A 12,024-nucleotide genomic window follows, 5' to 3' on the forward strand; every position below is an offset into this window, starting at 1 on the left:
TTTTCTGTAATAAAATAAAGGAAAAAAGATGGACCGAAACAATGTGCTTCGGTCCATCTTTTGGAATACTACCATTCTTTCGGTTCATAATTGAGTTCCGAGAATAGCTGTCTTTTTTCTTTTTTGGATAAGTCCCGCCACTGTCCCATTGGCAAGTTGTTGAGCTGAATATTCATGATTCTTGTTCGTTGTAATCGATATACCTCGTAGCCTAGTTCCGCACACATGCGACGAATTTGACGATTTAATCCTTGTGTCAAGGTAATTTGAAAATCAAATTTCGATAGCTGTTCGACTTTACAAGGCAGAGTCTTGGTCCCTAGTATTTTAACCCCTTCTGACATTTGTTTTACAAAATCAGGCGTAATTGGCTTGTCTACTGAGACAATGTACTCTTTCTCATGGTTATGTTCAGGACGTAAAATCTCATTAATAATATCTCCGTCATTTGTAAGTAAAATGAGTCCCTCGGATTCTTTATCTAGTCGCCCGATGTGGGACAAGCGCAAAGGATGATTAACAAGGTCGATAATATTTCCTTTTACACTCTTTTCAGTAGTACTCGTAATGCCTACTGGTTTATTTAAAGCGATATAAACATTATCCCTAGCGATCCGAATCAGTTGACCATTTACAAGCACTTCATCGCCTGGTTCAACTTGACTACCAATTTTCGCAACCCTTCCATTTATCTTTACTCTACCTTCTTCAATCAATTTATCTGCACCACGTCTAGATGCTACTCCGGAATCACTTATAAATTTATTAATTCGCAGCTTAATCACGTCCTTATGGGAATCATTAAATACCACACCAACTTTTAAATTAGAAAAGTTGACTGGGTTATTTGTTTTTATTTTTATATACTAATCATACAATAAATATTTACAAGCTTACAAATAGAGAGGGGAAGGAAAACGAGTGAGTAGTGAGGTAAAGTTATGCTTATTAAAAACAGATGATTTAATAGATAGTTTTCTTCAAAGCTTTAACCGTTATCAGGAGACAAAACATGTATATGTTTATAATGGGAGAAACCTAACCTTACAACAAGAAGAATTTACAGACGAATGGGATGAAGCAAAAAAACGACAAATTGTTGCTCATCTGAGAGAAACAGTGAAGTCTGGGGGAGCAGTTATTAGTGCTAGACAAAATGGAAGGGTAATTGGGTTTTCAGTAATAGAACCTGAGTTTTTTGGTGAAGAAGATGCCTATTTAGAGTTATCCTACCTCCATATATCTGCAGATAATAGAGGACAAGGGATAGGCGAGCAATTATTCAAAAAAACTCTCCAAACCGCAAAGGAAATTGGAGCAATAAAGCTTTACATAGGAGCTCACCCAGCTGTTGAAACGCAAGAATTCTACAAAAAAATGGGTTGCATACCAGCAAAAGAAATAAATAGAATCATCTACAAAAGAGAACCACGCGATATACAATTAGAAGTAACATGTAATGAAATACAGCCATAGAGTCGACAACAACTAAAAACACGTTTAACAGATACCCTGCTATATTCAGTAGAGACATCTGTGCAATGTAAAGAAAATTACAGCTTAGCGGAAGTAAAAAAGAGACTAAGGTTAGGTTCATTAATCGGTATGTTTAACCCGTCTCCCCTGTTGATCGGAGTGCAAGGTGTGAGACTCCTGCGGGAGGAAGGGACAAGGGAGACCCCGCAGGCGAATTTTGCCGAGGAGGCTCCCGGACCGCCCGCGGAAAGCGAACACCTGGCACGGAGATCTACAGGGTGTTTAATGTGCCACCCTTATTTACAGGGTAGTCTTACTATCAGTATGAAAAATCTAGTGAATAGAAATAAAGAAAAACTCATGTAAATTATTCCATAAATTTTGTAGAAACTCAGTATTTATCTACTCTTTTTCGAGCAAAGTAGACACTAGGAAAATATAATCAGGAAAAAATGTTCATCTTTTAAAAACATATATTGAAAATTAAGAGGTTTACGAATATAGTAATGTTAGTAAGGGTTTTCACTTTACTATAAATTATAAAAATTTGGGGGAATAAAGGCATGAAAAAGGGTTTACTTGCTACAATTATTACAGTTATGACTATGATGCTCTTTTTAGTTGGTTGCGGCAGTAACGGCGGCAATGGCGATAAAGCTTCAGATATGAAAATTGGTATGGTTACAGATGCTGGTACAATCGACGATAAATCCTTTAACCAAGGTACTTGGGAAGGTATTTTAGAAGTTAGTGAAGAGCTTGGTCTTGAGAAAAAATACTTAAAGCCAGCTGGAACACTTGAGTCTGATTATATGAAAGAAATTACAAACTTATATGATGCTGATTTCAAATTCATCGTAACACCAGGATTTAAGTTTGAAACTGCAATTTTTGCTGCACAAAGCCAATTTGAAGATGCTAAATTCGTTCTTATTGATGGAACACCACATAATGGAGATTTTAATCCTGTTGTAGGTGAAAACACTGTTTCAATCTTCTTTGCAGAGCATGAGGCTGGCTTCTTAGCTGGTGTCGCAACTGCATTAGAGCTTAAAGATGGTGAAGCTGGATTTATCGGTGGAATGGAAATTCCTCCAGTTCAAAAATTTAACTGGGGCTTCCAACAAGGTCTTGCATATGCAAATGAAAATTTAGGAACAAATGTAACAATGAAAGCTGACAATGTTATTTATCAAGGTACATTTGATGATTTAGCAGCTGGTCAACAAATTGCTGCACAAATGTTTGAGCGTGGAGTAGATGTAATTTTCGCAGCAGCTGGTGGAGTAGGTATTGGTGCTATCAACGAAGCGAAAACTCGTGTAGCTGGTGGAGATAATGTTTGGATCGTTGGAGTAGACGTTGACCAATATGCAGATGGTATTTATGAAGGGGACAAATCAGTAATCCTTACTTCTGCAACTAAGCAAATTGACAAAGCTGCTTCCGATATGGTTAAAGCAGAAAAAGACGGCAAGTTCCCAGGTGGGGACACGTTAATTTTCGATGCGAAAAATGACGGTGTTGGTCTTCCAGAAGAGAACCCGAATCTAAGCGAAGATACAACTGCTAAAGTGAAAGAAATATTTGAACTTATCAAATCTGGAGACGTAACAGTTTCTGGAGAGCAAGGCGATTTAATTAAGTAATTCTGGTTGAAGTGCTGATAACGTAATAAAGAAAAGACGGGTAGTCCCGTCTTTTTTTCTGCCTATTTCAGAGGTCAGTTGTCAGTCTTCTTCACATATAAAGTAACAGCCAATAATTTTGTAAAGGGAGAATCGCTATATGGAATATGTAGTTGAGATGCTCAATATCAGGAAGGAGTTTCCTGGAATAGTTGCTAATGATGATATCACGCTTCGTCTTAAACAAGGTGAGATTCATGCCTTACTTGGGGAGAATGGTGCAGGAAAATCAACACTTATGGCAATCCTTTTCGGTATGTATCAGCCTGATCGAGGCATGATTAAAATTAATGGACAAGAGAAAAAAATTGCCAATCCGAATGTAGCAAATAAGCTTGGAGTAGGCATGGTACATCAGCATTTCAAATTAGTAAGTAATTTTACTGTTACGGAAAACATTGTTCTTGGGATGGAGCAACATAAAAATTATGTACTAGATTTGAAGACAGCTGCAACGAAAATAAAGGACTTATCCAATCAATACGGATTAAACGTAGATCCTTATGCAAAAATCGAGGATATCTCTGTAGGAATGCAACAACGAGTAGAGATTTTAAAGATGCTTTATCGTGATGCAAATGTGCTAATTTTGGACGAACCAACTGCTGTTCTAACACCGCAAGAGATAGATGACCTCGGAAAAATTCTGAAAAATCTAATTGCGGAAGGAAAATCTATAATAATCATTACGCATAAATTAAAAGAAATTAAAGCGATGGCTCATAGATGTACCGTTATTCGTAGAGGAAAAACCATTGGGACTGTAGATGTAGCAGAAACAAGTACAGAAAAAATGGCGGAGATGATGGTAGGAAGAGAAGTTTCCTTTAAGGTGGAGAAGGAAGAAAGTACACCAGGAGATGTCGTGCTAAAACTGGATTCAGTTACGGTGAAGAACGGGAAAGACATTATAGGTTTGAATAATGTGTCTCTTGAACTAAGAGCAGGAGAAATTCTCGGAATTGCTGGAGTCGATGGGAATGGACAATCAGAGCTTGTAGAAAGTATTACAGGACTGCGAAATGTGTATTCAGGGTCTATTATGTTTGAAGGACAAGATATTACTAAATTACCTGTACGTACTAGAATTGCTAAAGGTATTGCCCATATTCCAGAAGACCGTCATAAAAGAGGGTTAGTTCTTGACTACACTATTGAAGAAAATATGGTGCTAGAGTTATATCATCGTAAACCTTTCTCCAAAAATGGTCTCTTGAACTACGCTGCTATTAAAAAGCATGCAGAGAATATTATTAAAAGTTTCGATGTTCGATCTGGAGAGGGTGGCGCATCCATTGCAAGATCTTTATCAGGAGGAAACCAGCAAAAAGCGGTAATTGGACGTGAAATCGAGTTGGATCCAACCTTGCTGATTGCTGTTCAACCTACTCGGGGCCTTGATGTTGGTTCTATTGAATATATTCACAAAAGATTAATTGAACAAAGAGACAAAGGAAAAGCAGTACTTCTTGTTTCTTTAGAATTAGATGAAGTATTAAATGTATCGGATCGCATCGCAATCGTAAACAATGGTGAACTTGTTGGTATCGTAAATGCATCAGAAACCAACGAGAATGAAATTGGGCTTATGATGGCGGGCGTGAAGAAGGAGGAAGAAAAATGAGAAGCGGAATTATCTCGTTACTTGCTGTCCTTTTTGGCTTAATTGCAGGAGCGATATTAATGGCTATCACTGGGAACAACCCGATAGAAGGGTATCGTTATCTTTTTGAAGGTGGATTAAAGAATATTTCACGAACTGGTAACACGCTTGCTACTGCTACACCTTTAATCTTTACAGGACTTTCTGTAGCTTTTGCTTTTAGAACCGGTCTTTTTAATATTGGTGCTGCAGGACAAATGCTTTTTGGTGGTTTTTGTGCGGTTGCAGTTGGCTTAACATTAGATGCGCCTAGACCATTATTACTAACTGTTATGATAATAGTGGCATTTCTTGGTGGAGCACTTTGGGCTTTCGTTCCAGGTCTTTTAAAGGCAAAATTCAATGTGCATGAAGTAGTATCTACTATCATGATGAACTGGATTGCCTATTGGACGGTTTATTATGCGGTACCTGCTTATTTCAAAGGTGAATTTTTGGAAACAGAATCAAAAAAACTTACAGATGCTGCCTCCCTTAGATCGCCTTTTCTTTCAGAGGCATTTGGAGGGTCATATATTAACCTAGGATTATTTGTTGCAGTAATTGCCGTTATTCTTTTTGCGTTCATTATTAATAAAACAACACTTGGTTATGAACTGAAAGCAGTAGGTTTTAACCGTGACGCAGCAGAGTATGCGGGAATTGCGGTAAATCGTAGCATCATTACCTCCATGCTAATTTCAGGTGGTTTAGCAGGTCTTGGTGGGGTTGCTTACTATGCTGGTAATGCAACTAGTATTCAGATTGGTATTTTGCCAACACAAGGTTTTGACGGAATTGCCGTAGCGTTACTAGGAGCAAATACTGGAATTGGTGTACTGTTAGCGGCTGTTTTCTTCGGGCTGTTATATTCAGGTCGCGGCTTTATGAACGCGATGACAGATATTCCACCAGAGATTGCGGATTCTATTATTGCCATTATCATTTACTTTGCTGCTACTAGTATTTTAATTGAGCGTTTAGTACGTTATTTCATTCAAAAAAGAAAAAATAAACAAACCACGATAGCGGAAGATAAGGAGGGGAAATAGTATGTGGACAACGATTCAACAAATAGCGCCGTATGCCATTATTTTTACCATCCCTCTATTAATTACAGCTTTAGGAGCATTATTCAGTGAACGAAGCGGAGTAGTAAACATTGGTTTAGAAGGACTTATGGTAGTAGGTTCTTTTACTGGTGCTCTCGTAATTCTGAAAATGCAGGAATTAATGCCAGGAAATCCAATGGCTATTTGGTTAGGACTTCTTATAGCGATGGTTGCTGGATTATTATTTTCCCTTCTACATGCTTTTGCTAGTATCAACTTAAGTGCGAATCAAATCATTAGTGGTACAGCGATTAATATGATTGCAGGTGCACTTACTGTATTCCTAGCAAGAAACATCACAGGAAGTGGAAATATACGAATTACAAACGGTTTACGACCATTTGATGTACCATTCTTATCGGATATTCCGGTGATTGGGAGTTTGTTATTCACTAGAACATATCCAACTACTTGGCTGATTCTTTTCATTTTAGTAGTTAGTACATTTGTACTTTATAAAACGCCATTTGGTCTACGATTAAGAGCTTGCGGAGAGCATCCACACGCTGCCGAAGCTGCTGGGATTAGTGTAAGAAAGATGCGTTATATTGGGGTTATGATTTCCGGTGCGTTTTCTGGATTAGGTGGTGCGGTTATTATCGTAACATTTGGTGGAGAATTCACAGGTACAGTTGCAGGGTTAGGTTTCTTAGCGCTTGCGTCTTTAATCTTTGGACAGTGGAAACCAATGGGTGTACTTGCTGCGACATTATTCTTCGGTTTTGCAAGTACAATCGCCAATGTATCACAGGTTATTCCTACACTGGCAGTGTTCCCGCCGGTACTCTTAAAGATTTTCCCTTACGTGGTAACTCTAATTGCCTTGATTGTCTTCTCTAAATCATCTCAAGCTCCAAAAGCTGTTGGGGAACCATTTGATTCAGGCAAAAGATAGGTAGCTACTATCATTTAAAAGACATACTTTCATGGTGAAGGTATGTCTTTTTTAGATAGGTGTAAATTCTAAGAATAAGCCTCCTAGGTGCATCAATCATCAGGGGATTCCAAAACATTAAATGATTTATTTTTGGAAAAAACATAAAGTCGAAATCAGTGGTCACGCATTTTAATGTGTACCACTGATTTTTTTATCTCCAAAATAAATGAATGAGGGAATTCTTGAATATATAGTTAATAGTATTAGAAAGGGGGAGTGTTTGATGCCGATTTTAGAAGTTAAGCCAGGTATAGAGCTATATTATGAAGATGAGGGGCAGGGAACACCAGTTATATTTATACACGGGGTATGGATGAGTAGTAAATTTTTCAAGGATCAGATTCCTTATTTTAAAGGTGCACATCGTGCTATCTCGCTGGATTTGAGAGGGCATGGTCGTTCTTCAAAGGTGCAGGAAGGCCATACCATTGAAACATATGCTAGAGACCTACATGCCTTCATAGAGAAGCTAGGTTTAGAGAATGTGATATTAGTTGGATGGTCGATGGGGGCTTTTGTTGTTTGGGAGTACTTGCAGCAGTTTGGAGAGAAAAATGTAAGTGGTACCGTAATTGTGGATGAGTTAGCATCTGATTTTAAGTGGCCAGATTTTCCGATTGGTGCGTTTGATTTAGCAACACTAACCCACTTTATGAGGGAGGTTCAGGTGAACAGAGTGGAATTCTTGAAAGGGTTTCTGCCTCTGATGTTTAAAAATGATTTATCACCGGAAGAGCTACAATGGATGCTAGAAGAAACGACAGGCCTTCCAGTATCAGTAGCTAGTGCGATACTTTTTGATCAATCAGTGGTGGATTACCGGTCGATACTGCCGTCTATCACGGTACCAACCTTACTTTGCTTTGGAAAAGAAGAAAAACTCATTCCAGTTGCAGCGGGCGAACATTTAAGAGACAACATTCCTAACTCAAAGTTAGTACTATTTGAAGATAGCTGTCATTGTCCATTCCTCGAAGAACCACAACGATTCAATCAAGAAGTCAAACGATTTATCGCATCCCTATAATTAATAGAGATAAATAATTCTGCAAAAACCCATTTTCTCTTACAAAGCCTTTGTGAAAAAAGGGCCGGGCACTCAGTCATATTCGTGCCCGGCCCCTACTATTGCTGTTTTAGTACTTTTTCCTTAGAATGAGTATATAAAATATTCTGAAAAGGATGAATTTAATGGATGAACTAAAAGGATTTCCTTATCCATTTAAGGAGGATATTTATCGTTATTCGAATAACTCCACTTTGTTGGGTCAACCAAATTGCATAGAGCTAACAAGCAATTATAGAAAAGAAATACATTTAAAACGGAACCTATTAATTAAACATCCAGAACGCTGTTATCAGTCTCTCCCGCATACAATACCAAGTCAATGGGAAGCAATGTCTTTAATTACGAATCATTTAATTACTTATTTCCCGGAAAAGTTCTCGTTAGTTAAGGATGGAAATAACTGGACCTTCCGTAATTACCCATTAAATGAAGAGTATTGTTTTACCTTTGGTGATAACAAATCTCTTGCAATGGAGCCACTGGATTTCATAGGTAGACATGTACAGGAAGATATAATCATTATGATGCAAAGAGATGGTGATCTCTACTTAGATGCAGGTCAGCTTTGCTTTCCAGCAAATTGGTCTCTAGCCTTTAATTTAGGTATGAACTTCAAGGAGATACATCAGCCAATACCAGGATTTAAAGAAGAAGGATTAGATAATCGAATCCTACAGTTTTTATTACGATTAGAAGACGGTGCTCCTTGGGGAAGAAAAAATTGGTCCCTGATGGCCGGGAGTCGCTTAGATACCTCGTTAGAAACCTTTGATGCTTGGGGCAAGGATAGAAGGAAGGTTACATTCGAAAATGCAGGAGAACTCGTTCGCTTAAGGGTGGAAGTCCAAAAGCTGTTTCGTCTACCTCGGTCAGGATCCATACTATTTACCATTCATACTCATCTACTCCCCTTAGAAAAGTTTGTATTAAACGAAGAGTGGTTAGTGCAGTTTACGAGAATTTTAGAGGAACTCCCCCCTCATATTACAGACTATAAAGGTCTAGCTCTATACAAAAATACAGTATTAGATTACTTGAGAGCTAGATTGAAAGAGAAGGGGATAAAATGATGTTTAGAAAACAAACCGCAACTTACATACCTCATAAACGTCATTATTTATTTTGTCTCGCTAAAAAGAATCAAGAATATTTTGCTGAAATCATTGCCAACGTTAAAGCAAACGAACAAATCTTCGAAACCTTTTATATAAAAGAAAATATTGAAAGCATCTTGGATGTAGAGGACCTAAAAAATTGGTTGGGGAAACAAAAGATGGGTACGTATCTTTACATAGCTGCTTCATGGAATGTACTCAAAGGTTATAAAGATATAGTTGAATCAGTTGGTTTTTCTGATGAAGAAGCACAATATATTGCTGTGGGGAGTACAAACAGGAAAGTATTCTGTTGTCGATGTCATGGCGTTATGGAACTTAAGGTGGAAGAGTTGATTGAAATAAATAATCAAATCACTTGTACTCAATGCGAGCTGAATTTATCTGTTTCTGACCATTATTCAAAACTAAGAGACGCTTACTTAGGGTACCCCACATTTATCTAGGGCGAGGTGGACAGTATTGTTGCAAGAGCAAAGGATTCCAGTAGTAATAAAAGCAATTAGGACAGAATCACCTAAGGTAAAAAGAATAACTTTCACTTCTTTTAATGGCTCTTCTCTACCTGTGTTCAGTGCGGGAGCACATATTAAAACGTTTATAAAGCATAAAGAATCCACATTAGAGAGGTATTATTCTTTAACCAATCATCCAGAAGATACGAGGACGTACGAAATCGCTGTCCGTATAAGCGATGAATCAAATGGAGGATCTTCCTACTGGCATCATACAGCAAGGGAAGGGGAGGTGATAGAAATAGGCTACCCTAAAAACCACTTTCCTTTAAGCTTTAAGGCTAAACATCATGTTTTTTATGGGGCTGGAATAGGTATTACACCGTTCTTATCAATGATGGTGGATTTAATAAAGAGTAGGGGAGGGTCGTTTGAGCTTCATTATGCCGCGAGAAATAAGGAGATGTGTCCTTTCTATTCTTTTATTAAAAAGCAATATCAGAAACAGTGCCACTTTTATTTCTCAGAGGAAGGAAATCGATTACAGAAGGAAACATTATTGGAACATCGAATAGGTACACATGTTTACTTCTGTGGACCTCATACGTTCATTCATGATTTTACAAATGCAGCAAAGAAATATGGCTATCCTCAAACTAGCATTCATAGTGAGCTATTTACTCCTCCTAAGCCGCAAAAAGCAGCAGGTTTTCAGGTGACACTTAGAGACAGTGGTAGGTCTGTTTTAGTTGAAAAGGAAGAAAGTTTATTGGATGTCTTACTATCATTGGGGTTAAACGTCCCCTACTCATGCAAGATAGGTCGTTGCGGTACTTGTGAACTAAACGTGCTGGAAGGAAAAGTAGAACACTATGACCATTTCCTTAGTGAAGAACAGCAGGCATCGCACAAGATTATTTTGTCCTGTGTGTCTCGAGCTAAGGGAGAAAAGCTAGTATTAGATTGTTAGTTATCTTTTTTATAAAAAACTATACTTAAAAGAGGGGAGGAGAGAACCTAAATAACATCCAATTAATTGAAGTTTACAAATCTGTATACAAGTAAACATATTCGTAAACAATTGTATACAATACAGTAAACAAGTATACAAACTCGTTTACAAGTCGCTACATCAACGTGTAAACGAGTTTGTGTTTGTTGTATACAGAAGTGTATACAACGAGTGTAAGTTTACAAAAACGTGTACAATGTTTACACTTTCATTACTTTTTACGAGAAGCATTGAATAGTAGACAATCATTCTGTACTCTTAGAATATACTTACTAGATTTTTTTACTATCTCTGGAAAGAATTCAATGAACAAGGAAAAGAAAGGAAGATGAACATATGACATACTCAAGAATTGCAGCAGTTGACGTTGGTAATGATTCTATTAAAGCTATTTTTGGTCATTTAGACTCGGAACTTAATATCCCAAACGTAGTAGCGAGAGATGTTGAGGACAGACCTGTTATTGGGATTGAAGAGCTTGATAACAAAGAACCATTAGACGGCCTACATGTTCGTCTACATTCTCCCGCACTTAAAGATAATAATGCAATCTATCGAATTGGTAATCTAGCAACAAAGAGTAATAATGCTACTGAGCTAGACCCAGGTAGTAGTAAATCAGAAGAAGATCAGACGCTTGTTATGCTTTTTGCAACATTAGCATTAGATGCAGTTCATGCAAGGAATGAAAAGCACTTTCCACGCAACAAAAATGTTATTGATGCGAATTACACATTAGGAACAGGTTTACCTTTGAGAGAAGTGAAAGAAGGAAAAGACGCTGGCTATCGTTCCAAGTTAATTGGTTCTGTCCATCAAGTAGAATTCTTAATTACACCTAAATACCAAGGGTTAAAAGTAAATATTAAATTTGATGAGGTAAAAGTTTATCCAGAGGGCTTCGCTGCATATATCAATTTAGTGATGGATAATAATGCGAATATCATTAATAAGGATTTAATTGATAAGCGTATTTTAATTCAAGATATTGGCGGTCTATCTACAGATATTGCGGTTATTAAGAATCGTAATGTCGATGATGATAAGGCTCAAGGCTTTAACCTCGGAGTTTCAGAGGCATTAGAACAAATTAGAGAAGAAATTCGCTCTAAACATGGTGTAGAGTTAGATAGTCGTAGGGATGTTGTTGAAATTATTACAAAGAAAAATGATCGCAATCATATTATGGTTCGTGGTAGCAGAACAAGTGTCCATGATATTACGGATCGTATTCTTTTAGACCTTGCGAAAAAGCAGTACCGTCTCTTGAGAAATATTTGGCAGAAAAATTCCCAAACAGAAATTTGCTATTTTGTAGGTGGCGGAGCAACGGTTTTAAAAGACTATTTGAAGACGTTAAACAATAGCTTAGACGGCTACAATATTGATTTCTTTGAGGATGAGAAGGAAAGCATTTGGATGATGGCTAATGCTTACTATAAGTTGATTTCTGACTATAGAAAGAAATCTAGCAAAGAAAAAGAAATGAAAGACCAAAAAGCTGTCAAAGCATAAATA

General features: G+C 37.5%; 11 protein-coding genes. 10 read left to right on the top strand and 1 reads right to left on the bottom strand.

Annotation, left to right across the window (positions count from 1 at the left end):
* Window positions 1–68: 68 nt before the first annotated feature.
* Window positions 69–785, bottom strand: a complete 717-nt coding sequence (gene rluF / locus BK580_RS00870) for a 23S rRNA pseudouridine(2604) synthase RluF (protein ID WP_211278985.1) — start codon at window positions 783–785, stop codon at window positions 69–71.
* A gap of 136 nt (window positions 786–921) precedes the next feature.
* On the opposite strand from rluF, the gene BK580_RS00875 reads away from it, so the two are divergent.
* From BK580_RS00875 to BK580_RS00925, 10 genes are all read left to right on the top strand, one after another.
* Window positions 922–1,476 (top strand): GNAT family N-acetyltransferase, encoded by a 555-nt coding sequence (locus BK580_RS00875; RefSeq protein ID WP_078378506.1) that lies wholly within the window; start codon window positions 922–924, stop codon window positions 1,474–1,476.
* A gap of 563 nt (window positions 1,477–2,039) precedes the next feature.
* Complete coding sequence (locus BK580_RS00885; RefSeq protein ID WP_078378508.1) at window positions 2,040–3,125, top strand: BMP family lipoprotein; 1,086 nt, start codon at window positions 2,040–2,042, stop codon at window positions 3,123–3,125.
* A 139-nt stretch (window positions 3,126–3,264) separates the two neighbouring features.
* Complete coding sequence (locus BK580_RS00890) at window positions 3,265–4,788, top strand: ABC transporter ATP-binding protein (protein WP_078378509.1); 1,524 nt, start codon at window positions 3,265–3,267, stop codon at window positions 4,786–4,788.
* Complete coding sequence (locus BK580_RS00895; RefSeq protein ID WP_078378510.1) at window positions 4,785–5,858, top strand: ABC transporter permease; 1,074 nt, start codon at window positions 4,785–4,787, stop codon at window positions 5,856–5,858. Before BK580_RS00890 ends, BK580_RS00895 begins: the two co-directional genes overlap by 4 nt.
* 1 nt (window position 5,859) lies before the next feature.
* Window positions 5,860–6,813, top strand: a complete 954-nt coding sequence (locus BK580_RS00900; protein WP_078378511.1) for an ABC transporter permease — start codon at window positions 5,860–5,862, stop codon at window positions 6,811–6,813.
* A gap of 265 nt (window positions 6,814–7,078) precedes the next feature.
* Entirely contained in the window at window positions 7,079–7,882 is an 804-nt protein-coding gene (locus BK580_RS00905) for an alpha/beta fold hydrolase (protein ID WP_078378512.1), read from the top strand.
* A 164-nt stretch (window positions 7,883–8,046) separates the two neighbouring features.
* Window positions 8,047–8,994 carry a heme-dependent oxidative N-demethylase family protein gene (locus tag BK580_RS00910; protein WP_235863974.1) on the top strand — a complete coding sequence of 316 codons (948 nt, stop codon included), beginning with the start codon at window positions 8,047–8,049 and terminating at the stop codon, window positions 8,992–8,994.
* On the top strand, window positions 8,991–9,485 hold the full coding sequence (locus tag BK580_RS00915) for a dimethylamine monooxygenase subunit DmmA family protein (RefSeq protein WP_139364813.1): 495 nt from the start codon (window positions 8,991–8,993) through the stop codon (window positions 9,483–9,485). Before BK580_RS00910 ends, BK580_RS00915 begins: the two co-directional genes overlap by 4 nt.
* Window positions 9,486–9,501: 16 nt before the next feature.
* Entirely contained in the window at window positions 9,502–10,464 is a 963-nt protein-coding gene (locus BK580_RS00920; RefSeq protein ID WP_235863975.1) for a PDR/VanB family oxidoreductase, read from the top strand.
* Between the two features lie 378 nt (window positions 10,465–10,842).
* Window positions 10,843–12,021 (top strand): ParM/StbA family protein, encoded by a 1,179-nt coding sequence (locus BK580_RS00925; protein ID WP_078378516.1) that lies wholly within the window; start codon window positions 10,843–10,845, stop codon window positions 12,019–12,021.
* Window positions 12,022–12,024 lie beyond the last annotated feature (3 nt).

It is taken from the genome of Sutcliffiella halmapala, from assembly GCF_002019665.1.
Taxonomy (GTDB): domain Bacteria; phylum Bacillota; class Bacilli; order Bacillales; family Bacillaceae_I; genus Sutcliffiella_A; species Sutcliffiella_A halmapala.

Coding starts and splice junctions, on each gene's coding strand:
- BK580_RS00925 (WP_078378516.1), top strand. CDS start 10,843: ATGACATACTCAAGAATTGCAGCAGTTGACGTTGGTAATGATTCTATT.
- BK580_RS00900 (WP_078378511.1), top strand. CDS start 5,860: ATGTGGACAACGATTCAACAAATAGCGCCGTATGCCATTATTTTTACC.
- BK580_RS00905 (WP_078378512.1), top strand. CDS start 7,079: ATGCCGATTTTAGAAGTTAAGCCAGGTATAGAGCTATATTATGAAGAT.
- BK580_RS00910 (WP_235863974.1), top strand. CDS start 8,047: ATGGATGAACTAAAAGGATTTCCTTATCCATTTAAGGAGGATATTTAT.
- BK580_RS00890 (WP_078378509.1), top strand. CDS start 3,265: ATGGAATATGTAGTTGAGATGCTCAATATCAGGAAGGAGTTTCCTGGA.
- BK580_RS00915 (WP_139364813.1), top strand. CDS start 8,991: ATGATGTTTAGAAAACAAACCGCAACTTACATACCTCATAAACGTCAT.
- BK580_RS00895 (WP_078378510.1), top strand. CDS start 4,785: ATGAGAAGCGGAATTATCTCGTTACTTGCTGTCCTTTTTGGCTTAATT.
- BK580_RS00885 (WP_078378508.1), top strand. CDS start 2,040: ATGAAAAAGGGTTTACTTGCTACAATTATTACAGTTATGACTATGATG.